We start from the raw sequence: 20,905 nt of genomic DNA, 5'->3' as shown, positions 1-20,905 counted from the left end.
GCTCGTTTCATCCCTGAAAACAGTGGGAGCGTCCCGGCCCCGCAAGCGACACCAACTACTGTATATTAATACTGTATATTTGAACAGGTGTCATGGATGACTAATCGACCGATATTGCCTTGGATGGGCGGCAAGCGCCGCTTGGCTAAACAGATTTTACCGCTCTTCAAGCCACACACTGCCTACGTGGAGCCTTTCTGCGGCGGTGCTGCGCTCTTCTTTATGAAAGCGCCCAGCAAGGTGGAAGTGATCAACGATGCACACGGGGAGTTGGTGAACCTCTACCGAGTCGTGAAGCACCACCCTGACGAGCTGGTGAAGCAATTCCGCTGGGGGCTGATCAGCCGGGAAGAGTACCTCACACAACGGGAAATCGACCCGGGCCACCTCACCGATATCCAGCGGGCGGCACGGTTCTTTTACCTGCAAAAGCTAGCCTTCGGCGGCAAGGTCAGTGGCCAGACGTTTGGCACCTCTGCGGTATCACCGCCACGAATGAATCTGCTGCGCATTGAGGAGGATCTCAGCGCCGCGCACCTGCGCCTGGCTCGTACCGTGGTTGAACACCTCGACTGGGCAGAGTGCATCAAACGCTACGATCGTGAAGGCACGCTGTTCTACCTCGACCCTCCATATTGGGGAACAGCCGGATACGGCTGCGACTTTCCGCTTGAGGAGTATTACCGCATGGGTGAACTAGCTAGAACAGGGCAGGGGCAGTTTGTGGTCAGCGTCAACGACACACCAGAGATGCGCGAGGCATTCAAGGGGTTAACCATACAGACAACAGAAATTCGATACACTGTTGGGCAGCAGGCCACAGAGCCACGGGGAGAGCTCATCATTACCAACCGTTAAGCCAGCATGGCTCCAAAGCAAAGGCCGCCCAAACGAGGGCGGCCTTTGCATTAACCTTTGGAACTGCGAGGATCAGCGCTGCGTGGGTATGTGCGCTCCTCCTGAAATTCTCCGTCCTCTTTATGGATTTTTACTGAACCTTCTTTGCCATCCATATAGCCTTTCATGTGCTCCATAGCAGCAGCTTTCGTCTCAGACCTTTTGATGGCACGGTCGCTACCTTCCTTCTGTAACTTCCAGTCGTCGCCATCTTTTGTGAGGTGATAGTTATCCACGGCTCCTCCTTCATTTTTGTTAAGTCTTACTCTTAGTCACCCTAGACCATAAAAGCCTGCCTTGCCCACCCATGGCGCGCCGTCGACTCCCCGCCCCGCCTGCGCGCTAAACCTGTGTGTTTATATGCACCCATGCACTAGCTACCAAGCCGCGTCGGCACTGGGCTTTACGGCCCTGTTACAGACGTGTTTTCTCATGCGGAATCTTGCGAACTTAATGGAGTAATCCCGGACAAGGAGGCCACGGGGAAATCTCCCAGAAAGCATGGGGGGCTCGGAAAAAGGTAATCTAGGTAATTTGGCTGCTTTTCATCTGTAAGTTTCTGTTTTTTTATTCTTTTTAAGATTACCTCTAAAAGGTAATAAAAGGTGATCCAAAAGGTAATCTTAAAGTAAGTATATGAAAATATTAGAATTTATAAAAACAAGAATTTACCTATTTAAAAGGTAATGTGGTTACCTATTGATCACCTTTTTATTACCTTTTGAACGTCTGTTTTAATTATATGTATATCAATAAGTTATGTTGTATTTTCGAGCTTGGTTACCTTTATTACCTTTTTCCGAGACCCCCAAACATTCTGACGCACCCCTACGCATGATGCGCACGCACACGCGTCACTCGCGTATCTGTAAGCAAAAGGGAAACAGAACAAAAGCGCTATTTAGTTGGCACAAATTTGGTACTTGTTCTAAACGAGAGGCTTAACAGCGGGATTTCGGTCTAATCCATCATGGGCGCGACGGAAAAGCGGCGGGCCGCATCTGCTGGGCTTAACTTATTCATATCAACCATTTGCATCTTTTTGATGCCGTATAAATACACATATTCAATACCCTTTGATACGGTACATAGGCGTACCTGATTCGTACCTTGGTTACGTAATCAGATAATTATCTAAAAAGGGGGTACACCAAAGCGACGTATCAAAAGCGGAGGATTCGTTGGCGGGCAATTGTACGCAAGAAAGGGTAGCCAGTACAAAGCAAGACGTTTTTACCAAGCTGCACGATGTTGGAGCCGTTAAGGTTGCAGGCCTAAACTACTCGCTCCCTTTCGGGTCGGCTTCGTTAGATTGCTGGTCAATATTGTCTTTATGAGCGCGCTTTTCGTTAACTACCTGAGCGCCTGGAATGGGCGCTGCTTTGCCACCCTACTACGCCGATACTAAAGTCACCCAAACATGCTCATAAGCGATAGATAGCGCGACGCCCATCAACAGCACCGCCATTATCTGATTAAAGCGTTTAAAGAAGGCGGGGTTGTCAATTCGGTTACCGACCAGGCTACCTATCCACATGTAGCTTCCGGGGGCACCTGCGGCCAGTAGCGCTAATCCCATCGACCAAACCACCAAGCCAGGCCCTTGAATGCCCGCAGCGGGAAACTGCAGTGTGGCGATGGGGAGTGTCGCCATAATTCCTTTGGGGTTCAGCAATTGCAGAATGAGGCCGTCACGATAGCGAAGGGTGAGTGGCGAGCTGGATACGGCATTAACGTCAACGCGCGCTCTCGCAATGTGTATGGCCAGATAAATAATATAACCACAGCCGATAATGCTTACTGCGATGAGTAGGCGTCCATCAATCCACGCAGCACCTGCCCAGCCGAAGAGTAAAAACAGTAATAGCATCGCCGTGCCCACGCCCAGGCAGAAACCCAGCGACGTTTTTGCCTGCCCATTAACGCCTGTATTTAACCCCATCAGGTTCACAGGCCCAGGCGAATACATGATGCCCACGGCATAAGCGATAATAGCTAACATAAAAGCTCTCTGGTTAGTCGTTAAGGTGGTGCTGGTATTGGTGGGGAGTAAGGCCATAAATACGCTTAAAGCGACGGTTAAAATGGCTAAGGTCGGTAAAGCCGTAGCGAAACGTCACCTCGCTAAGCGGTGCGCCTTTTTCAAGTGCGCTGCACGCCGCATTAACCCGGCAGTTGATGACGTACTGATAGGGCGTGATACCCAACTGCTGACGAAACAGCCGCAAGAAATGAAACTTGGAAAGGTGCGCCGCTTGGCTAATCGCTTCAAGCGAGAGATCGGTGTCCAGGTGCGCGTGGATATACTCTTTGGCCAAGCCGAGAAGTGCATCGGGCCTGCTAGAGGTATGCCCAGGCTGGTAAGCACCGCCTAGCTGGGTGATTCGTTCAACAACTTGATAGAGCGCGTTTTCCTGGTCGATCTGGCTGCCGGTTGATGTGGTAATCAATCGGGCAACGTTGGTTATCCGCTCGCGTAGTGCCATGTCTTGCACCAGCGTACTGTCGAATCGAAAGTGGGATGCTGTTTCCTGCCCCAGGGCGTCGTCAAATAGGGCCTTAACTTGAGCGGGGTGAACGTACAGCATGACGTAGTCGAGCGTGCGGTCGCCGCCTGGTTGGCCGTCGTGAACATCATCCGGGTTAAAGATAATTACATTACCTGGTGGGCTACGGTGATATTGCCCACCGCTGAAAAAGTCCTGACGACCTGACAGCGTCACCCCAAAGGCGTACTCCTCATGCGCATGAGGGTCATAGCGAAAATCGGACATCGCTGCCTGTAGCGTTTTCAGCGTGGGGATGTGCTGGCTTTTAGTGAACTGAAAGCGGCTTGCCGATTTTCCCATTGCTAAGCCTCCGTCTATCCAAATGTCATTGCGCTAGTTTAACGCTCACGTGTTAGCGCAGCTTGTACAAAATTGCGCTTTATAAGTGTCGGTTACTCCTTTCGTGCCTGCTTATTCTCCTCCCGCTACCCTCATGCCGTGTTGTCTGGTAATTTCAGACGTATCTACTAAGCCTTCGTTAAAAGGATCGCTCCCCATGTTTACCGGCCTGAGTGCATTTCCATTAACGCCCATGCACGAGCAGGGGGTACGTGAAAACGAGTTTTCCCGTTTAGTGGAACGCTTGGCCAAGGCGCAGGTGAACTCTATCGGCGTGCTGGGCTCAACCGGTAGCTATGCGTATCTCAACCGAGAGGAGCGGGCGCGTGTTACTCAACTGGCGATAGAAAGCGCGGGCGATGTACCCGTGATTATCGGTATTGGTGCAATGCGCACACGGGACGTGTTGGCGCTTGCCGAAGACGCTCAGAAAGCGGGCGCCAGCGGCGTATTGCTGGCGCCCGTTTCCTATCAAACGCTGACCGATGACGAAGTGTTCAGTCACTATGAAACGGTCTGTCGTTCGTTAAGCGTGCCGCTGTGTGTGTACGATAATCCGGGTACGACTCACTTTGAATTCAGCGATGAGCTGCATGGGCGTATTGCCCAGCTGCCTCAGGTCCGCTCGATCAAGATTCCACCGGTCAGCATGAATCTCAACGCTGCTCGCGAGCGGGTTGATCGGTTGCGTGCTTTGATTCCAGAGGATGTCACCTTGGGGATAAGCGGTGACGTTGTCGCGGCCACCGGCCTAACGGCGGGGTGCGATAGTTGGTATTCCGTGCTGGGCGGGTTATTTCCTGAAACGGCGCTGGCGATAACGCGATCAGCTCAGGCGGGTGACTTTAAAACAGCGCAGCGCCTTTCTGATCAGCTAGAACCTTTCTGGGCGCTGTACCGTGAATACGGAGGAAGCTTACGGGTTATCGCCACCGCCGCCGAGATCCTTGGCAAGGTCAGCATGCCTTGCTTGCCGCTGCCGCTAAACACGTTCCAAGGCAGTCGGCGCGCAAGGGTCGAGCAGGTGATTGAAGAGCTCGAACTACGTTAGGCGAAAGCATCAAAACGCCCAGTAAACGCTGGGAAAATGCGTATTTAACGTGTTACTCGATAAGCTCAATCAGCCGATCCGGGTAGTCGGTAAACAAGCCGTTCACGCCCCAGTCGATGAGCTGCTGCATATGATCGGTATCGTTCACCGTGTAGATGTGTACTGCCAAGCCGTTATCCTGAGCCTGGCGAATGAACGTTTCGTCGATCACCTGCTCGCCTTCATAACGGTAGTTCGACCCTAAGCCTACTGCGTAATCGGCCACGGCTTGCAAGTGCTCGTCGGTGATGTCCGGTGCTCCCGGCGTAGTGCCTCTCCACTCCACCAGACGTTCACTGTCCTCTTGGCTGGGGGAGTACCACACCAGCTGAATCAGTGGGATATCGTCGTTCAGTTCGTGAATCTTGAGCAGGCTCTCCTGCTCAAACGACTGAACTAGCACGCGCCCGGTGTCGATCATATCAAACGCTTCCAGGCGCTTAACAAGCGCCGCTTCAACGCCTGGGTTCAACTGGGGCGACTTGGTTTCCAGGTAGTAGCGGGCGTTCTGACCAAAACGGCTGAAGACCTCTTCAAGCGTTAATATCTCGGTACCCATAAACGCCTCATCCGCTTGGTCAGGGTAAGTGTCGTTAAACCAGGCTTCCGCATCCAGGTCCTTGAGTTCGGCAAGCGTATGATCGTTGATGTGGCCTTCGCCGTTGCTGGTGCGCTCAAGGGTATCGTCGTGAAAGGCTACTAATTCGCCATCGGCGGTCATCTGAATATCCAGTTCCAGATAGTCCGCTCCCCATTCATGGGCCAACTCCAGTGCCGCCATGCTGCTTTCCGGGACATGGCCGCTTGCGCCGCGATGCGCAATCACCTGAAACGACGCTAGATCTTTTAGCTGTTGCTCCAGTGGAGACGTTTCTGCTAATGCAGCCGAGGTGGTAACACCAGCGAAAAGACCTAATGACACGGCAGTAAATAACGAAGCATGACGCATAAACGTTCCTGTTAGTGAATGTTCTGCTCATTACCCTACGTCGTTTACTACTCCACTCCAAATGATGCTGCATTAAACATCGTGGTCTACATCAAGCGTTAGGTAGCTGGCGTGCCAACGTCAGTGCCGTTTTGTGCCAAGTGCTTAACCAGCACATCCGCCTCGCGAGGGTGGGTAAGGCGCACGATACGAATATGGCGATAACGAGCGTCAATCAAATCGGCAAAGTAACGCCGCTGGTTCGAGCGCCAATTGGTCAGCATCCACCAGAGAATCGAGTCGCGGCTCATAAAGGTCTTGCGAAACGATTCATGGTTACCGGTTCCCGGCCAGAGTTCTTTGCGGCTAGCGATACGGCTAATCGCGCGGCAGAGGGATTGGCGGAAAACGCGCCAAAAACCGTAATCCAACCAGATGATCATATCGACATCACGCCACTTGATATCACGGGTGCGATTAAAGTTGCCATCCAGCACCCAGCCATCTGGGGCTGCGCTTAAAGCGGCCTCCAGCTTGGCGAAAAATTCATCATCCGGCGTGCCTTGCCAGTCAGCGCGCCAGAAAAGCGGGTCAAGCTGAATATGGGGAATGCCCAGAACATGGGATAATTGATGGGAGAGCGTGCTTTTGCCGCTGCCGCTGCCGCTGCTGCCCACAACGTTGATTTTCATGATGAAGCCCTGTTCAAGCGGCGCGCCAGTTTACGTAGGTAGAGAGCGTTGGACAAGCCTGCATCGCTTTTGGTATTCCGCTCATTGTAAGGTATACGTTGTCGGTCGTTTGATGAATATGGCGACGCGAATGAGGTAAATAAGAGCGAAAATGTAAGGCAATACGCTATTACCTTACATTTCAATTAACAAGGAGCGCAGCGTGGATACGTTGACTTGGCTGACCTATGTGGGCGTCATCTTTGCCTTGATTATTTTTCCAGGGCCGGTGGCGCTGCTTTGTACAAGCCACGGGCTCAAGTTTGGCCGAAAGCACACGACCGCGACCGTGCTGGGCGGCGCCTTGTCTTCATTGGTCCTGATGATGGTTTCCTCGCTGGGGTTGGGCGCCATTCTGGCCGCTTCGGAAAATGCCTTTTATATCCTGAAACTGGTCGGTGGGGCTTATCTGATCTACTTGGGTATCGCGGCCTGGCGGGATTCCTCGGGGATCGATATTCAGAGCCCTTCAGCCGCTGGCAATCAGCGCATACCGATGAAAACCCTCTTTCGGCGTGGCTTTATGGTAGGCATCAGCAATCCCAAGGATTTGCTGTTCTTCGCCGCGCTCTTTCCCAACTTTATCGATGTGAGCCAGCCGCAGTTGGTTCAGTTCGTGATTCTGGCCGTGACCTGGCTGGTGATCGATTTTACCCTGATGTCGACCTATGCAGGGCTGGGCTCCAGCATCAGCCGCTGGTTTCAAAGCCCACGCCGCTATAAGCGCTTCAATCGTGCCACCGGCGGCCTGTTTATTGCCGCGGGCGGCACGTTAATGGCGTCTAATCATTAGGTAGGATATTCATGAATCCAGCTGACATCGGCAATGCCTACAACCACATCACTCATCTCTGGCAAAGCGAGAAATTCAATCTCGAAAACGGTATGGCGGCGCACAAAAGAGCGCTAACGTTCGTGAAGAGCCGAGGAAGGGCGCTGGATATTGGTTGTGGGTGCACAGGCCGCTTTATCAGTTTATTCCAACAGGAAGGCTTTACGCCGGAAGGCGTGGATATTTCTGATGAAATGATCCAGTTGGCCAGGCAGAAGCATCCTGATGTGACCTTTCACCACCAAGATATTTGCCAATGGAAACCGCCTAGCAAATACGACTTCATTACCGCTTGGGACAGTATCTGGCATATTCCTTTGGCACAGCAGAAAAGTGTGATTACCAAGCTTATCGACAGCTTAAGCGCTAATGGCGTGTTGATTTTCTCCTTTGGCGGAACGGACAAACCTGGCGAGCATACCGACAGCTTTATGGGGCCAAAGGTCTACTACTCATCGCTTGGCACTAACGGTTTCTTGTCGCTATTGATTGAATTAGGCACGGTGTGCCGACATATGGAATATGACCAGCATCCGGAATTGCACGCCTATTTGATTGCACAGAAAACACTGCCATAAGCTAAGGCGCTGACTTTGACTGCCTGCGAAGGGGGCTAACACGTACTCAAAATTCGGTTATTTGAAATTAGGATATCAAAACGTTTTTTTATGCTTTTTCTGAAAATCTTGTTGCACTAAAATAGCGCGCTCTTGGGACCTTGGTTGGCCCGTTAGGTTAAAGACAGGAAGAAGGTCACCATGAGTGAGCAAGATAGCGCGCACTTCAAGCGCAGCATGCAGACGCGCCACTTAGTGATGCTCTCGTTAGGGGGCGTGATTGGCACCGGGCTGTTTTTAAGTTCCGGCTATACCGTGCAGCAGGCAGGGCCGATTGGGGCCGTGCTGGCCTATCTGGTGGGTGGCATCGTTGCCTGGTTGGTGATGATGTGTCTGGGAGAGCTGGCGGTACATATGCCGGATTCCGGTGCCTTCAGCGCCCACGCCAGCCGCTATATCGGCCCTGGTACCGGCTATATGGTGGCTTGGATGTATTGGCTCACCTGGACGGTGGCGCTGGGGTCGGAGTTTACCGCGGCGGCGGTGTTTATGGGACGCTGGTTTCCCGATATCCCAGGCTGGTACTGGAGCGGGCTGTTCGCAGCTATTGTGTTTGGCGTGAATGCGTTTACCTCACGCTTCTTTGCCGAGTCCGAGTTCTGGCTGTCGTTGATCAAGGTAATCGCGGTGGTGGTGTTTGTGATCGTCGGGGCAGGCGCGATTATTGGCTGGGTGCCGCTGCAGGATTCAAGCGGCGCTGCGGTGGCATCGCCCGGACTTTCGGCCTTTTGGGGCGAGGGCGCCATGTCGCCGAGCCTGTTGGCCATCGGTACTACGTTACTGGCGGTGATGTTTGCGTTTTCCGGCACGGAGCTTATTGGCATTGCCGCCGGGGAAACCGTGGACCCGGCGCGCAATGTGCCCAAAGCGATCCGCGCCACGCTGTGGCGGCTGATTCTCTTTTTTGTGGGTACCATCATCGTGATTGCGGCATTGCTGCCCCAAAGCCAGGCTGGGCTTAGCCAAAGCCCCTTCGTCGCGGTATTCCAGCGCTTGGGCGTGCCCGGGGCGGCGGACATCATGAACTTTGTGATTATCACCGCGCTGCTGTCGGCGGCCAACTCCGGGCTTTATGCCTCATCACGCATGCTTTGGACGCTTTCAGATCAAGGCACTTTGCCCAAGTCGCTGGGTCGGCTTAACAAGCGCGGCATCCCGATGAATGCACTGCTGCTCAGCATGATCGGTGGCTTCGGCGCGCTGTTTTCAAGCGTCTACGCACCGGAAACGGTCTACCTGGTACTGGTCTCGATTTCTGGCTTGGCCGTGGTAGTAGTGTGGATGGCGATTGCGCTCAGTCAGCTCAACTTCCGCCGCCAGTATCTGCGCGAAGGCGGGCGGCTTGAAGACCTGGTCTACCGCACGCCGTTCTACCCTTGGGTGCCGCTGGTCGCATTTGCGGCCTGTTTGGCGGCGTGCATCGGCATTGCGTTTGATCCGCAGCAGCGCGTGGCGCTCTACTTCGGGGTGCCGTTCATTGGCCTGTGTTACCTGGTGCATTTTCTGCACCATCGTAAGGCCGTTCAATCCCCTGCCCACCTGAATACCGCCGCTGAGGAGAAAAGAGTATGAGTGAATCAAATCCGATCAAGGCCCTGCTGGCGGACGCACCCTTTATGGTCATCGACGGGGCGCTTGCCACTGAGCTGGAAGCGCTGGGCTGTGATCTCAACGATAGCCTGTGGTCGGCGCGCCTGCTGGCCCAAGCGCCGGAGAAGATTCGCCAGGTGCATCAGGCGTATTTCGAAGCCGGTGCCGACTGCGCCATTACCGCCAGCTACCAGGCCACGGTGCCTGGTTTTATGCAGGCGGGAATGACCGCCCAGCAGGCGCGGGAGCTGATTCAGCGGTCGGTCACGTTGGCGCAGCAGGCTCGCGATGCGGTGTGGCAGACGGGGCAAACCGACCGCCCCAAACCGCTAGTGGCCGCATCCGTTGGCCCCTATGGCGCTTATCTAGCAGATGGCAGCGAGTACCGCGGCGGCTATGACCTGGATCGTGCCGGGCTGGTTGAGTTTCATCGCGAGCGTTTCGAGCTACTGCTGGCCTCGGGCGCTGATCTGCTGGCAGCAGAAACCTTGCCCTCATTAGAGGAGGCGCTGGCAATCACTGATCTGTTGGCTGAACACCCCGGCGCCCAAGCCTGGATTACCTTCTCGGCCAAGGATGGTGAACATATCAGCGATGGAACACCCATTGAGGCGTGTGCCGCAGCGCTGGCCAACTGCCCTGGCGTGGCAGCTATCGGTGTAAACTGCACCGCGCTTGCGCATATCGAGTCATTGGTCGCGGCGATCAAGCGCCAGTGCGACCTGCCTGTGTTGGTGTACCCCAACTCGGGCGAGCTGTATAACGCGGTGACCAAAACCTGGCACCCGGCACCTTGTGATCATACCGCCACAGGTCCTTCTGGCTTGGTTCAAGGGGTGGAGCAGTGGTTGGCAGCAGGGGCTGCGGGTATCGGTGGCTGCTGCCGTACAACACCTGATGATATTCGGGCACTGGCCCAGTGGCGGCAGTCGCTTTAGTTGGCCAGGGGGCTGGGCTTTTCCCGCGTTAAGAGCTTGAAGCGCCCAACTCCCGCTTAAGCCACTCGGCCAACTGCTCACTACGCTGGCGGTTGTGGTGGCGGGGTAGCCAGAGGCAGAGCTTGGCGGGGGTTTTGATAAATCCCCAGGGAGCGGTGAGTCGTCCGCTTTTCAGGTCATCTTCGACCAGCAGTTTTGGCGCAATGGCCACGCCTAAGCCCGCCACGGCGGCTTCGATTAAATAGTAGAGATGATCAAACCCCTGGCCTTGGCGTAAGGCCTTTTCAAGGTGCGCAAGCTCAAGCCCCTGGGCGCTGCCCCACTGCGGCCAGGCTTGGGGGCGTGAGGCGGTGTGTAAAAGCTTGCTGGAAAAGAGCGTATCCGGCTGTGCTGGATCGAGCTTTGCTTCCAGGTGAGGGCTTGCCACCGCGCAAATCTGCTCGGCCATTAGCTCGACGACGTCTACCTCCGCAGGCCAGGGCGGCTCGGAAAAGGCCAGGGTAGCACTGATATTTTCCTGCTTGGCGGGCAGTTCACTTTCGCTCACTACGACCTGCAATTTGAGCTGGGGCAGGTCGCGTTGAAGGCGATCCAGCCTGGGAATCAACCAGCGCGCCAGCAGGCTGCCGGGGCAGGCCAGGGTAAAGGGCGCTTCTTCTACATCACGCTTGAGATCCGCGCAACTATCGCGCAAGCGGGTAAACGCCTCGCCAATGCCATGATAAAGCCGTTCACCGTGGTGAGTTAGCTCAATGCCACGGCCCGCTTTGGCAAACAGCGCCACGCCGAAATGCTCATCCAGGCTACGCAGCTGGCGGCTAACGGCGCCGTGGGTCACGCTTAGCTCATCGGCTGCGGCCGTCACGCTGCCCAGCCGGGCGGTGGCCTCAAAGGCGCGCAGGGCGCTTAAGGGGGGCATGCTCTGTTGCATTGAGTGTTGACTCCAGCTCACATATTGATGACATCTTATCGATTTTTATCCCCGCCTGCTTGCGCTACTTTCAATGCAACTGTTACTCCGCTTTGAGAGGTCATCATGAACCAACCTGCGATCCAGCCTGATATTAACGGCCTGTTTGGCCAATTCGGCGGCCGCTTTGTTGCCGAAACGCTAATGCCGCTGATTCTTGAGCTGCAAGCCGAATACGACGTTGCCAAAGACGACCCCGAATTCCAGCGCCAGCTCGCCTACTTTCAAAGCGACTACGTAGGGCGCCCCAACCCGCTCTATTTTGCCGAGCGACTGACCGAGCACTTTGGCGGCGCAAAGATTTATCTCAAGCGTGAAGAGCTAAACCATACCGGCGCGCACAAGATTAATAACTGCATCGGCCAGGTGCTGCTGGCCAAGCGCATGGGCAAAAAGCGCATCATCGCTGAAACCGGCGCCGGTATGCACGGCGTGGCCACCGCTACGGTAGCGGCGCGGTTTGGTTTGCCCTGTGTGATCTACATGGGCTCTACGGATATCGAACGCCAGCAGCCCAACGTATTTCGCATGAAGCTGCTGGGCGCTGAAGTCATCCCGGTCACTTCCGGCACCGGTACGTTGAAAGATGCTATGAACGAAGCGCTGCGCGACTGGGTCACCAACGTGGATGATACTTTCTACATCATCGGCACTGTGGCCGGGCCGCACCCGTATCCCGCCATGGTGCGCGACTTCCAAGCGGTGATTGGCAACGAAACTCGCACGCAAATGCAGGAGAAAGAGGGCCGCCTGCCGGATTCTCTGGTGGCCTGTATTGGCGGCGGCTCCAACGCTATGGGGCTGTTCCACCCGTTTTTGAACGATGCCTCGGTCGAGATGATTGGCGTTGAAGCGGGCGGCAAGGGCGTTGAGAGCGGCCAGCATGCGGCCAGTCTAAACGGCGGCGCGCCGGGCGTACTTCACGGCAACCGCACTTACCTGCTGCAGGATGAGGACGGCCAGATTATTGATGCCCATTCGATTTCGGCTGGCCTGGATTACCCCGGTATCGGCCCGGAACACGCCTGGTTGCACGAGCAGGGGCGCGTTGAGTACGTGTCGGCCACCGACGATGAAGCGCTGGAAGCCTTCCAAACCTGCTGTCGTCTGGAAGGGATTATCCCCGCCCTTGAAACCGCCCACGCATTGGCCGAAGTCGCCAAGCGGGCGCCGAATCTACCCAGCGACCACTTGATGGTGGTTAACCTGAGCGGGCGTGGCGATAAAGACATGATGAGCGTGGCCCACTACCTGGGAGAAAAATTCAAATGAGCGCATCTGTTCAAAAGAGCGAATCTATTCACCAGAGCGCACATAAGGAGACTGTTATGAATCCCAACTCGCGTCTTGCAGCACGCTTTGCCGCGCTCAAAACCGAAAACCGCCCGGCGCTGGTGAGCTATGTCACCGCGGGCGATCCAGATATGGCGACATCGCAACGCATTCTTGAGGGCCTACCCGCTGCCGGTGTGGACGTGATTGAGCTGGGCATGCCATTTAGCGACCCCATGGCCGATGGCCCCGCGATCCAAAAAGCCGCGCTGCGCGCCCTAAAAGCAGGCCAGACCCAAGCTAAAACACTGGAGATGGTGCGTACCTTTCGCGAAAAAGACGCCACCACGCCCATCGTGCTAATGGGCTACTACAACCCCATTTACCGCTATGGCGTAGAGCGCTTCTTAACCGATGCCGCTAGCGCCGGCGTAGACGGCCTGATTGTGGTCGACCTGCCCCCAGAGCACGACGACGAGCTTTGCCAGCCAGCCGCCCAGCACGGTATCGATTTTATCCGCCTGGCCACGCCCACCACGGACACCAAGCGCCTACCCAAAGTGCTGGGTAACGCGTCCGGGTTTATCTACTACGTTTCGGTGGCAGGCGTTACCGGCGGCAGCGCACCCACGCCCGAAAAACTTGAGCGCTCGGTGAGCCAGCTACGCGAACACACCCAGCTTCCCATCGCTGTTGGCTTTGGTATTCGCACCCCGGAACAGGCCGCGATTATTGGCCAGTTCAGCGATGCGGTAGTGGTTGGCTCCGCGTTGGTAGATTGCATCGAGCACGCCGCAACGCCTGATGAAGCCGTTAAAGCAGTGCATGATCTTGCCCGCGGACTGGCTGGAAGCGTTAGGAGGTGCCGCGAGCTGGGCGAGCCGCAAGTCAGTTAAAACAAGCTAATTAAAACCAGGTTATTACGAAACGGTTAAACGATGCCGCCATTTGCGCGCAGGGTTTGGCCGTTAACCCAGCCGCCTTCAGGCGAGGCGAGAAAAGCCACGACGCTTGCGATGTCGTCCGGTTGGCCGAGCCGCTCCAGTGGCGGCATCTTGGCCATCCGCTCGACCAGTTCGTCAGATTTACCCTCAAGAAACAGATCTGTCGCGGTAGGGCCGGGCGCCACGGCATTGACGGTGATCGAGCGGCCACGTAACTCTTTGGCAAGAATCGCGGTTAAGGTCTCAATGGCGGCTTTGGTGGCGGCGTAGACCCCGTAGGTTTCAAGTTTCAACCCGACAACGCTAGTCGATAGGTTGATGATCCGGCCACCGTCGCTCAGGCGGTTGGCCGCTTCGCGCATGGTATTGATCGAGCCTTTTAGATTGATATCAATCTGAGCATCCACCGCATGCGCCTCCATCTGCGCAAGCGGGGCAAGTTTCATGATGCCCGCGTTATTGACCAGCACATCAATGCGCCCCCACTGCGTTTCAAGGGTGTCAAAAAGCTGACGCACCGCCTGGGCATCGGCGATATCAGCTTGAATAGCCTGCGCTTTACCACCCCCCGACTCAATCTCTTGAACCACGTTGTCAGCGGTTTCTGCATTGCCTGCGTAATTGACGATCACCGTAAAGCCATCGCGCGCCAGCTGTTTGGAAATAGCCGCCCCAATCCCCCGGGAACCACCCGTTACAAGCGCAATTTTCTGTTCTGCCATCGTTTTTCTCCTTCTGCGTAGGGAATTGGTGAATACCTGACGTATGCAGCATAAAAGACAAAGCGTGCTCTATAATCAGGCTTAACCTGTCATCACTATTCGGAAACCGTGAACAATGGACCGACTTGATACGATGCACGCGTTTACGCGCATCGTCGAAAGGCGAAGCTTTACTCACGCCGCGCAAGACCTGGGCGCTTCCCGCTCAACGCTAACTGAAGCCATCAAAACATTGGAGGCACGCCTTGGCGTAAGGCTGTTGCAACGTACCACGCGCTCGGTGCACCCAACGCGGGATGGCGACGCCTACTATCACCGCTGTTTGAGTATTTTGGCTCAGGTTGAGGACGCGGAAGGCGCGCTAATGAATGCCAAGCCCAAAGGCGTGCTGCGGGTAGACGTTCACGGCACGCTAGCCCGCCATTTTATATTGCCGAAGCTCCCCGAGTTTCTTAACACCTACCCAGGTTTGGAGCTTCACATGAGCGAGGGTGATCGCCTGGTGGATCTGGTAGGCGAGGGCATCGACTGCGCATTGCGCGTCGGTATGCCCCAGAACAGCGATATGCACTCCCGGCGAATCACCACACTTGATGAAGTCACGGCCGCCTCGCCCGGATACCTGGCAAAGTACGGAACGCCGCATTCAGTCGCTGAACTTGGCGGGCACACGATGGTGGGCTTTCACTCCAGCCGTGCAGGTCAGGTGTTGTCTCTTGAGTTCACTAATGGCGGGAAAGTTGAATATGTAACGTTGCCCGCCAACGTGACCACGAGTGCGGCAGAAAGCTATTACGCGGCCGCACGATTAGGGCTCGGCATCATTCAGGTGCCCCGTTACCATGCAGAGGATGATCTACGAACCGGCCAGTTGGTCGAAGTCCTGCCCTCCAATCCGCCCACAAGATCACCCGTTTCCATTCTGTACCCAAGCAACCGCCAGTTATCCCCCCGCGTGCGGGTATTTATCGACTGGGTGGTTAGTGTGTTTGATGAAGGTGATGAGCTTGCCAAGCTTGTGGAAGAGCACCGAGGTGAAAAAGATAAAGCGGTGACGGTGTCGCTGGATAATCTATAAACTATGGGGCTGCCTGAATCTATGGTTGTACCTGTTGGGATAAGCGTTTGCCTAATTGTTTCTGCTTCTTATATCAGGTCGTTTGATAATCCCCGAGCTATTACACGAGCTATCACACCATGCTGATGGAAGATGATGGCATTGCCATGGTGGCAACTACCCAATTTTTTAATCAGGAGGATGTAATGGGAAAGCTTATTTCACTGATTGTGCTGGTCGCGCTGGGCTATACCGGCGTGTATTTCTACTACGGCCATGCGGTTGAGCAGGCGATTCAGCAACAGCTGGATAACCGTGGCCTTTCTGCGGTCAGCGTCGATAACGTTGAGTACGGCGTGCTGGCGCCCATTAGCAACTCTGCGAACCTTACGGTCAGCGTTACTTACCGCGGCGCCCAAGCGGAGCTGGATCTAACCGTGGAAGGCCACCCCGTGTTTTCTGATGAGGTAAGCGTTCAGTTTGATGGCCTGCAAGCGCTGCGGTTGGGCATTGGTTTGGGGATGTAGTAACGCTTCAATGTGACAAGGCGAGAGGGCTCCCGTCTAAGCACTTTCTTACGATCCAGCCTTTCAAAGCGGACCGGTACAGGCGGTGTAACGGTCCGGCTTCAATTCTGGCACACCGTATGTAGGCGGATTGGCATATCCTATTTGAATAGCACCTTGTAAACGCATTGAGACGCGTAGCGACGTATGTTCTTGGCTACTCACTTGTGAAAGATAAGGGAAACCATGTATCCGGTATCTATAAAAGGAGTATTGCTCCTGCCCGCCAACAAGGTCGTACTGGCGCTTAATGACCGCGATGAGTGGGAGCTGCCTGGCGGGCGTATCGAGATAGGCGAAGTATCGTCAGAGTGCTTGGAGCGGGAGTTCGAGGAAGAGCTCGCTGTGAAAGTCGTTGGTCAGGAAATTATCGATAGTTACCTGTTTGAAGTCATTCCCCAAAAGCATGTATTCATCGTCACCTACGGCTGCTGTCTTGTGGGCGAGTTCAACCCGACGGTGAGTCACGAACATTCCCGAATTGATACGTTTCCTATTGATGACTTACCCCATAACTTACCCGCAGGGTATGCCCAGTCGATTAATGCATGGTGCGCCATGCAGGGCAGCCTAATTAGCGATGGTGCACCGCAAGCGAGTCCTCCGGTGCTTCATGCCGGTCATTCAAACCGTAATCCCGGATGATGGCCGCAACGCGAAGCCGGTAGTCGGCAAAGATTTCCTGTCGGCCTGCTTTCTGAATGGAACGGTGAGGTTCGAACGTCCGCCACTGCTTGACGGCTTCTTCGTCCCGCCAGAAGGAGAGCGACAGGATTTTGCCTGGGTGGGTAAGGCTCTCAAAGCGCTCAATCGAAATAAAACCGTCGATATCTTTTAAATGCGGGGCCAGCGTGCTGGCGGCGTCCAGGTAGTCATCTTTGCGGTCCTTATGGGGTAGCACTTCGAATATCACGGCAATCATAAAGCACTCCATGCATCTGTCGGTGCAATACCCAGCGTGCCATCTACTGCTTCAACGAAGCTGCGTTCCTCCTTGAGGATAAAGCGTTGCGCCTGCGCCATGACAAAGTTCGCTTGCCCGCCTTCGTCAGAATTTAGCCGTAAACGGTAGGCTTCATAGGCGGCCAGGCTATCGAAAGCCACAAGGCCCCAGGCCACGTTGTTTGATCCTTCATGGGGAAGAAAATAGCCGATGAGGTGGCCGCCGCAGCGGGGAATAATCTGGCCCCAGTTTTCGGCGTACTCCTTGAAGGCGCTACGTTGGAAGGGATCAATCTCGTAGCGAATCACACAGGTAATCGTCATGGGGGATCTCCTCTGGTTTGAAAGGACAATACCGCGTTGTCGGCCTCTAATGGTTCGACTAGAATCGAATCATGAGTGAAGGCCCCAACATCGTGCGCGTCGCAGCGCTTATCGGAGATAACGCCAGGGCAGAGGTTCTCTCTGCCCTGATGTCAGGCCGTGCGTACACTGCCACTGAACTGGCAGATACGGCTGGGGTAACCAAGCAGACCATCAGTTTTCATCTTGGCAAGCTGCTAGAGGCTGCGTTGATTACGGTCGAAAAGCAGGGCCGCCATCGCTATTTCATGCTGGCCGGGCCAGAAGTGGCTAGCCTGCTTGAATCGCTGATGGGTCTCGCATTTAAAAACGAAGACGGTTCCCGCTTTACCGGCCCCCGCGATCCTGCACTTCGTAAGGCGCGTATCTGTTACGACCACTTGGCCGGGGAATTAGGCGTATGTGTATATGAACAGATGCTTCAAAACGGCATCTTTCAGCAGTACTCAGGAGGGCTAGAACTCACTCAGCATGGTCGAGCATGGTTTCTTCGATTGGGTATTGATACCGATGCACTGGCGTCTTCAAAACGCCCATTGTGTAGAACATGCCTCGACTGGAGCGAGCGCAGGCATCACCTGGCAGGCGCGCTTGGCAGTGCGCTGCTTAACCGTATTCAGGAACTGGGGTGGGCGAAGCAAGAGAAGGATTCCCGCGTGATTGCGTTCAGCGCTTCAGGCGAGAAAGCGCTGTGGGCAATGCTCCCACCTCAAAGTACGCTATCGGTTTCCGGCCAGACATTTACCTCTCAGCGGCCTGTGGACATCGAAAACATTCAAGCTATACAACATCCATAGTCCATCTGTACTTTTTGAGGCCTCGCCTAATGCACTACCGCCCCATGACGATTGAAGATTACGACGCCGCCGTAGCGCTGTGGCTGAGTACGGAAGGCGTGCGGTTACGCGATGCGGATTCCCGCGAAGGCGTTGCCCGCTATTTGCAGCGTAACCCCGGTTTAAGCTTTGTGGCAGAAGTAGAGGGAAGCGTAGTGGGTACGATTATGAGCGGCCATGATAGCCACCGGGGCTTTATTCAACACCTGGCGGTCGCGGCTTCACACCGCAACATGGGCGTCGGCTCACAGCTGGTGGCGCTCTGCCTGGAAGCGCTTAAAAACGAAGGCATCCAAAAATCCCACTTGATGATTCTGGTAGAAAACGAAGCCGGTAAACGCTTCTGGAGCAACCTGGGCTGGGAGTTTCGTACTGATATCGCGCTCTACTCGTTTATTAACGGCGGCGGGCCGAACGCCTAGAACTCTGAATGCCTTGGCTTGGCCGAGTATGTGGAGCCAAGTTTGCTGCAACCATTCAGAGATGGCGCGCTATCGCCGCTAAGCCACAAGAACAATGAGCGCAAACATCATACGGATGGCATAAGCTTGATGTTCCAAGTCATCACGATAAAGGATGCACCGTGAACAATGACGAATTAAAAGCTTTATTTGATCAACAAGCATCAAACTATGATCAGCAGTGGGCAAAACTATCACCCATTACCAACGGGCTCTATTTCCTGCTGGAGTCCGTTTTTGCGGACTTGCCTGAGAATGCCAGCATCCTTTGCGTAGGCGTGGGAACAGGCAGAGAGCTGATCTATCTAGCCAAGAAGTTTCACGGCTGGCGCTTCACCGCTGTAGACCCCTCGGGCGCTATGTTAGATGCGTGCCGCGAAGCTGCCAATAAAGAGGATATCGCATTGCGCTGCACCTTCCATGAAGGGTACGTAGAGTCACTTCCCGATGACACTACCCATGATGGCGCTACCTGCTTTTTAGTCTCCCAGTTTATGGTGGATAAAGCCGCCCGTGCAGCATTCTTTCAGCAGATTGCTAACAGGCTCAAGCCTGGCGGCGTTTTGGCAAATGCTGACCTGGCGTTTGATAAAGAGGTAGGGGGCTTTGACGCCATTCTGAAAGTGTGGATGACGGTTATGTCAGGAAGCGGCGTTCCAGCGGAAGCCATCAGCAAAGTCAAAACTGCCTATGAAAAAGACGTGGCGATTCTCCCACCTGACACCGTTGCCTCGATTATTCAGTCAGGCGGTTTTACACGCCCAGTGCCATTTTTTCAGGCTGGGTTAATTCACGCCTGGTTTACGAAGCGGGAATAGGCGCGTTCAGCCCGCTAATAACAAAAATATTTTCAGTATTGCACTGAACTATGCTTTTTATAGAAGGCGTCGCACTATATAGACGCAGCTTTTTACAATGAACTTCAACGTCTACAGGAACACATTTATGTCTGATGCACAGAACGCCGTGAACATTGTCAGCAACTTCCTGGAAGCCTCTATGGCACCTGACCCAGAGCTTGCGGCCACCTATATGGCCCCCGATGTCGTTATCATCTTCACCGGCGGCCGCGACATGGAAACCCCGCACGCCATTACCCACTTTAATGCTGGACGTTATGCATGGGTTAAAAAAGCGCTAGGGCAGTTTGATTGGACGGTTCACGAGGATCACATCGTTGTCTACTCCAACGGTACGTTATACGGAGAATGGCCAGATGGACGTCCTTTTGCAGGCAACCGCTATTTGGACCGGTATGAAGTGCGTGAGGGTAAAATTACACGCATGGATGTATGGAACGACAGTGCAGAGTGGATATTAACGCCTGAGCTTAACCGACAGTCTTAATCAGCAGCGTGTGCGGAGCTGGGCATGGTTTTTGAAGCAACTGCTCATTTAATTATCAGATAGACAAATAAGGTCATGCCTACGGGGTGTTAGTGCATGACTACAAAAATATGCGAATAGAAAAATGCCAGTCAGGCTTACCAGACTGGCATTACCGCCTTGGCGGGGATTATGCGTGAAAGCGAGACGCTGAAAGTGGGGTTGCCCCCACCGAATTACACAAACAAATTACTCGGCACCGATTTCATCGAGCCCGGCACGGGCGCAGGACGCGTCGATATCACCTGATGGAGCACCGCCAACACCAATACCGCCCACCAGCTCACCATTGATGCGTATCGGCAGCCCCCCCGCCTGAACCACCATCCTGGCATCCATGTTGTGCATCCCATCATTCCCCGGATTGCCACCGATAAACCCGGCCAGGCCAGCCGTGTCACGCCCCATGCTGGCCGAAGTGAAGGCCTTGCCTATGCTACTGTTGATGGTATGCGGCCCAGCATTGTCGGCGCGTAACAGCACTTTCGTTTCACCGCTACGAGCAGCGATAGCAACGCTGACATTGTGGCCTTCGGCAGAGCAGGCATCCAACGCAGTCTGCGCAGCAGCTAGGCTCATGTCGAGCGGCAAATAAGGCGCCGTTGGAAGATCCTGCGCCATAACGGAAACAGGAGCCATCAACACGGCAGCTAAAGTAAGATTACGAATCATTTTACGTCCTCGGTAAAATTAATATTCATATTGATGCTCTTAACCTATAGCAATGTTTAATAAATATTCAAAGTTTAAATTACTTTGTAGTGCTCTCAAGAGTACCTATACAGGCCGAACGCGTCAGCGGGCGTGCTGACGCTGAGGATTTTCGTCGCATGCTATAAGCCCGGCAGCTATTCAGTGAAAATGCCTTTTCAGCC

Annotated in this window: 25 protein-coding genes; 15 read left to right on the top strand and 10 right to left on the bottom strand. The window is 54.5% G+C overall.

The features are described 5' to 3' along the window. The first annotated feature begins 96 nt into the window (after window positions 1–96). Window positions 97–858: a DNA adenine methylase gene (locus ACT3RU_RS14190; protein ID WP_192528135.1), complete on the top strand. Its 762-nt coding sequence runs from the start codon at window positions 97–99 to the stop codon at window positions 856–858. A gap of 50 nt (window positions 859–908) precedes the next feature. On the opposite strand, the gene ACT3RU_RS14185 is transcribed toward ACT3RU_RS14190, so the two are convergent. From ACT3RU_RS14185 to ACT3RU_RS14175, 3 genes are all read right to left on the bottom strand, one after another. After that, the gene (locus ACT3RU_RS14185; RefSeq protein ID WP_192528136.1) at window positions 909–1,133 is read right to left on the bottom strand and encodes a DUF2188 domain-containing protein; all 225 of its coding nucleotides are present in this window, start codon (window positions 1,131–1,133) and stop codon (window positions 909–911) included. A gap of 1,157 nt (window positions 1,134–2,290) precedes the next feature. Then, a complete protein-coding gene (locus tag ACT3RU_RS14180; RefSeq protein WP_192528138.1) occupies window positions 2,291–2,899 on the bottom strand; it encodes a LysE family translocator in 609 nt (202 codons plus the stop codon). A 13-nt stretch (window positions 2,900–2,912) separates the two neighbouring features. Beyond that, complete coding sequence (locus tag ACT3RU_RS14175) at window positions 2,913–3,746, bottom strand: AraC family transcriptional regulator (RefSeq protein WP_192528140.1); 834 nt, start codon at window positions 3,744–3,746, stop codon at window positions 2,913–2,915. Between the two features lie 196 nt (window positions 3,747–3,942). Here ACT3RU_RS14175 and ACT3RU_RS14170 point away from each other — a divergent pair, with 196 nt between their 5' ends. Continuing rightward, window positions 3,943–4,836: a dihydrodipicolinate synthase family protein gene (locus tag ACT3RU_RS14170; protein WP_192528141.1), complete on the top strand. Its 894-nt coding sequence runs from the start codon at window positions 3,943–3,945 to the stop codon at window positions 4,834–4,836. A gap of 52 nt (window positions 4,837–4,888) precedes the next feature. On the opposite strand, the gene ACT3RU_RS14165 is transcribed toward ACT3RU_RS14170, so the two are convergent. Further along, window positions 4,889–5,824: a glycerophosphodiester phosphodiesterase gene (locus tag ACT3RU_RS14165; protein WP_192528143.1), complete on the bottom strand. Its 936-nt coding sequence runs from the start codon at window positions 5,822–5,824 to the stop codon at window positions 4,889–4,891. A gap of 98 nt (window positions 5,825–5,922) precedes the next feature. Further along, on the bottom strand, window positions 5,923–6,495 hold the full coding sequence (locus ACT3RU_RS14160; protein WP_192528145.1) for a P-loop NTPase family protein: 573 nt from the start codon (window positions 6,493–6,495) through the stop codon (window positions 5,923–5,925). A gap of 202 nt (window positions 6,496–6,697) precedes the next feature. Here ACT3RU_RS14160 and ACT3RU_RS14155 point away from each other — a divergent pair, with 202 nt between their 5' ends. The 4 genes from ACT3RU_RS14155 to mmuM all read left to right on the top strand — a co-directional run bounded on the left by ACT3RU_RS14155 (window position 6,698) and on the right by mmuM (window position 10,511). Then, window positions 6,698–7,327, top strand: coding sequence for a LysE family translocator (locus ACT3RU_RS14155; RefSeq protein ID WP_192528146.1), 630 nt, complete (start codon window positions 6,698–6,700; stop codon window positions 7,325–7,327). 11 nt (window positions 7,328–7,338) lie between these two features. Further along, the gene (locus ACT3RU_RS14150; protein WP_192528148.1) at window positions 7,339–7,944 is read left to right on the top strand and encodes a class I SAM-dependent methyltransferase; all 606 of its coding nucleotides are present in this window, start codon (window positions 7,339–7,341) and stop codon (window positions 7,942–7,944) included. A gap of 180 nt (window positions 7,945–8,124) precedes the next feature. Next, window positions 8,125–9,555, top strand: coding sequence for an amino acid permease (locus ACT3RU_RS14145; RefSeq protein WP_192528150.1), 1,431 nt, complete (start codon window positions 8,125–8,127; stop codon window positions 9,553–9,555). Further along, complete coding sequence (gene mmuM / locus ACT3RU_RS14140; RefSeq protein ID WP_192528151.1) at window positions 9,552–10,511, top strand: homocysteine S-methyltransferase; 960 nt, start codon at window positions 9,552–9,554, stop codon at window positions 10,509–10,511. The genes ACT3RU_RS14145 and mmuM overlap by 4 nt, the downstream gene beginning before the upstream one ends. Before the next feature lie 28 nt (window positions 10,512–10,539). On the opposite strand, the gene ACT3RU_RS14135 is transcribed toward mmuM, so the two are convergent. After that, window positions 10,540–11,442, bottom strand: a complete 903-nt coding sequence (locus ACT3RU_RS14135; protein ID WP_192528153.1) for a LysR family transcriptional regulator — start codon at window positions 11,440–11,442, stop codon at window positions 10,540–10,542. A 105-nt stretch (window positions 11,443–11,547) separates the two neighbouring features. Between ACT3RU_RS14135 and trpB the strand changes: the two genes are divergently transcribed. Together trpB and trpA are read left to right on the top strand one after the other, a co-directional pair. After that, the gene (gene trpB / locus ACT3RU_RS14130; RefSeq protein ID WP_192528155.1) at window positions 11,548–12,753 is read left to right on the top strand and encodes a tryptophan synthase subunit beta; all 1,206 of its coding nucleotides are present in this window, start codon (window positions 11,548–11,550) and stop codon (window positions 12,751–12,753) included. A gap of 56 nt (window positions 12,754–12,809) precedes the next feature. Further along, on the top strand, window positions 12,810–13,649 hold the full coding sequence (gene trpA, locus ACT3RU_RS14125) for a tryptophan synthase subunit alpha (RefSeq protein WP_192528157.1): 840 nt from the start codon (window positions 12,810–12,812) through the stop codon (window positions 13,647–13,649). 35 nt (window positions 13,650–13,684) lie between these two features. Here trpA and ACT3RU_RS14120 read toward each other — a convergent pair whose 3' ends face one another. Then, window positions 13,685–14,419, bottom strand: coding sequence for an SDR family oxidoreductase (locus tag ACT3RU_RS14120; protein WP_192528159.1), 735 nt, complete (start codon window positions 14,417–14,419; stop codon window positions 13,685–13,687). A 115-nt stretch (window positions 14,420–14,534) separates the two neighbouring features. Here ACT3RU_RS14120 and ACT3RU_RS14115 point away from each other — a divergent pair, with 115 nt between their 5' ends. From ACT3RU_RS14115 to ACT3RU_RS14105, 3 genes are all read left to right on the top strand, one after another. Further along, window positions 14,535–15,497 carry a LysR family transcriptional regulator gene (locus ACT3RU_RS14115; protein WP_192528161.1) on the top strand — a complete coding sequence of 321 codons (963 nt, stop codon included), beginning with the start codon at window positions 14,535–14,537 and terminating at the stop codon, window positions 15,495–15,497. A gap of 185 nt (window positions 15,498–15,682) precedes the next feature. Then, complete coding sequence (locus ACT3RU_RS14110) at window positions 15,683–16,003, top strand: hypothetical protein (protein ID WP_087111859.1); 321 nt, start codon at window positions 15,683–15,685, stop codon at window positions 16,001–16,003. A gap of 225 nt (window positions 16,004–16,228) precedes the next feature. Then, a complete protein-coding gene (locus tag ACT3RU_RS14105; protein WP_192528163.1) occupies window positions 16,229–16,687 on the top strand; it encodes an NUDIX domain-containing protein in 459 nt (152 codons plus the stop codon). Here the strand turns inward: ACT3RU_RS14105 and ACT3RU_RS14100 are convergent. Both ACT3RU_RS14100 and ACT3RU_RS14095 read right to left on the bottom strand, forming a co-directional pair. Next, window positions 16,617–16,964, bottom strand: coding sequence for an antibiotic biosynthesis monooxygenase family protein (locus tag ACT3RU_RS14100; protein WP_087111810.1), 348 nt, complete (start codon window positions 16,962–16,964; stop codon window positions 16,617–16,619). The two genes, ACT3RU_RS14105 and ACT3RU_RS14100, sit on opposite strands and share 71 nt — an antisense overlap. Beyond that, complete coding sequence (locus ACT3RU_RS14095; protein ID WP_087111812.1) at window positions 16,961–17,308, bottom strand: NIPSNAP family protein; 348 nt, start codon at window positions 17,306–17,308, stop codon at window positions 16,961–16,963. The genes ACT3RU_RS14100 and ACT3RU_RS14095 overlap by 4 nt, the downstream gene beginning before the upstream one ends. Window positions 17,309–17,379: 71 nt before the next feature. Between ACT3RU_RS14095 and ACT3RU_RS14090 the strand changes: the two genes are divergently transcribed. The 4 genes from ACT3RU_RS14090 (at window position 17,380) to ACT3RU_RS14075 (ending at window position 19,991) form a co-directional block, all read left to right on the top strand. After that, window positions 17,380–18,144, top strand: coding sequence for an ArsR/SmtB family transcription factor (locus ACT3RU_RS14090; RefSeq protein ID WP_192528164.1), 765 nt, complete (start codon window positions 17,380–17,382; stop codon window positions 18,142–18,144). A 29-nt stretch (window positions 18,145–18,173) separates the two neighbouring features. Continuing rightward, window positions 18,174–18,605 (top strand): GNAT family N-acetyltransferase, encoded by a 432-nt coding sequence (locus ACT3RU_RS14085; RefSeq protein ID WP_192528166.1) that lies wholly within the window; start codon window positions 18,174–18,176, stop codon window positions 18,603–18,605. 161 nt (window positions 18,606–18,766) lie between these two features. Continuing rightward, complete coding sequence (locus ACT3RU_RS14080) at window positions 18,767–19,462, top strand: class I SAM-dependent methyltransferase (protein WP_192528168.1); 696 nt, start codon at window positions 18,767–18,769, stop codon at window positions 19,460–19,462. Between the two features lie 127 nt (window positions 19,463–19,589). Continuing rightward, window positions 19,590–19,991: a nuclear transport factor 2 family protein gene (locus ACT3RU_RS14075; protein ID WP_192528170.1), complete on the top strand. Its 402-nt coding sequence runs from the start codon at window positions 19,590–19,592 to the stop codon at window positions 19,989–19,991. A gap of 228 nt (window positions 19,992–20,219) precedes the next feature. Here the strand turns inward: ACT3RU_RS14075 and ACT3RU_RS14070 are convergent, their stop codons facing one another. Then, window positions 20,220–20,702, bottom strand: a complete 483-nt coding sequence (locus ACT3RU_RS14070; RefSeq protein ID WP_087111822.1) for a GlcG/HbpS family heme-binding protein — start codon at window positions 20,700–20,702, stop codon at window positions 20,220–20,222. Between the last annotated feature and the right edge of the window lie 203 nt (window positions 20,703–20,905).

This window comes from Halomonas sp. TP35 (assembly GCF_052375975.1).
Classification (GTDB): domain Bacteria; phylum Pseudomonadota; class Gammaproteobacteria; order Pseudomonadales; family Halomonadaceae; genus Vreelandella; species Vreelandella citrativorans.
This window is presented reverse-complemented; position numbering and strand designations above follow the sequence as displayed.

Excerpts from the sequence above, each read along its gene's own strand:
- ACT3RU_RS14100 (WP_087111810.1), bottom strand. The coding sequence starts at position 16,964 with ATGATTGCCGTGATATTCGAAGTGCTACCCCATAAGGACCGCAAAGAT.
- ACT3RU_RS14190 (WP_192528135.1), top strand. The coding sequence starts at position 97 with ATGACTAATCGACCGATATTGCCTTGGATGGGCGGCAAGCGCCGCTTG.
- ACT3RU_RS14170 (WP_192528141.1), top strand. The coding sequence starts at position 3,943 with ATGTTTACCGGCCTGAGTGCATTTCCATTAACGCCCATGCACGAGCAG.
- ACT3RU_RS14145 (WP_192528150.1), top strand. The coding sequence starts at position 8,125 with ATGAGTGAGCAAGATAGCGCGCACTTCAAGCGCAGCATGCAGACGCGC.
- ACT3RU_RS14105 (WP_192528163.1), top strand. The coding sequence starts at position 16,229 with ATGTATCCGGTATCTATAAAAGGAGTATTGCTCCTGCCCGCCAACAAG.
- ACT3RU_RS14180 (WP_192528138.1), bottom strand. The coding sequence starts at position 2,899 with ATGTTAGCTATTATCGCTTATGCCGTGGGCATCATGTATTCGCCTGGG.
- ACT3RU_RS14120 (WP_192528159.1), bottom strand. The coding sequence starts at position 14,419 with ATGGCAGAACAGAAAATTGCGCTTGTAACGGGTGGTTCCCGGGGGATT.
- ACT3RU_RS14165 (WP_192528143.1), bottom strand. The coding sequence starts at position 5,824 with ATGCGTCATGCTTCGTTATTTACTGCCGTGTCATTAGGTCTTTTCGCT.
- ACT3RU_RS14115 (WP_192528161.1), top strand. The coding sequence starts at position 14,535 with ATGGACCGACTTGATACGATGCACGCGTTTACGCGCATCGTCGAAAGG.
- ACT3RU_RS14070 (WP_087111822.1), bottom strand. The coding sequence starts at position 20,702 with ATGATTCGTAATCTTACTTTAGCTGCCGTGTTGATGGCTCCTGTTTCC.
- ACT3RU_RS14110 (WP_087111859.1), top strand. The coding sequence starts at position 15,683 with ATGGGAAAGCTTATTTCACTGATTGTGCTGGTCGCGCTGGGCTATACC.
- ACT3RU_RS14085 (WP_192528166.1), top strand. The coding sequence starts at position 18,174 with ATGCACTACCGCCCCATGACGATTGAAGATTACGACGCCGCCGTAGCG.
- ACT3RU_RS14075 (WP_192528170.1), top strand. The coding sequence starts at position 19,590 with ATGTCTGATGCACAGAACGCCGTGAACATTGTCAGCAACTTCCTGGAA.
- trpA (WP_192528157.1), top strand. The coding sequence starts at position 12,810 with ATGAATCCCAACTCGCGTCTTGCAGCACGCTTTGCCGCGCTCAAAACC.
- trpB (WP_192528155.1), top strand. The coding sequence starts at position 11,548 with ATGAACCAACCTGCGATCCAGCCTGATATTAACGGCCTGTTTGGCCAA.
- ACT3RU_RS14175 (WP_192528140.1), bottom strand. The coding sequence starts at position 3,746 with ATGGGAAAATCGGCAAGCCGCTTTCAGTTCACTAAAAGCCAGCACATC.
- ACT3RU_RS14135 (WP_192528153.1), bottom strand. The coding sequence starts at position 11,442 with ATGCAACAGAGCATGCCCCCCTTAAGCGCCCTGCGCGCCTTTGAGGCC.
- ACT3RU_RS14090 (WP_192528164.1), top strand. The coding sequence starts at position 17,380 with ATGAGTGAAGGCCCCAACATCGTGCGCGTCGCAGCGCTTATCGGAGAT.
- ACT3RU_RS14150 (WP_192528148.1), top strand. The coding sequence starts at position 7,339 with ATGAATCCAGCTGACATCGGCAATGCCTACAACCACATCACTCATCTC.
- mmuM (WP_192528151.1), top strand. The coding sequence starts at position 9,552 with ATGAGTGAATCAAATCCGATCAAGGCCCTGCTGGCGGACGCACCCTTT.
- ACT3RU_RS14160 (WP_192528145.1), bottom strand. The coding sequence starts at position 6,495 with ATGAAAATCAACGTTGTGGGCAGCAGCGGCAGCGGCAGCGGCAAAAGC.
- ACT3RU_RS14095 (WP_087111812.1), bottom strand. The coding sequence starts at position 17,308 with ATGACGATTACCTGTGTGATTCGCTACGAGATTGATCCCTTCCAACGT.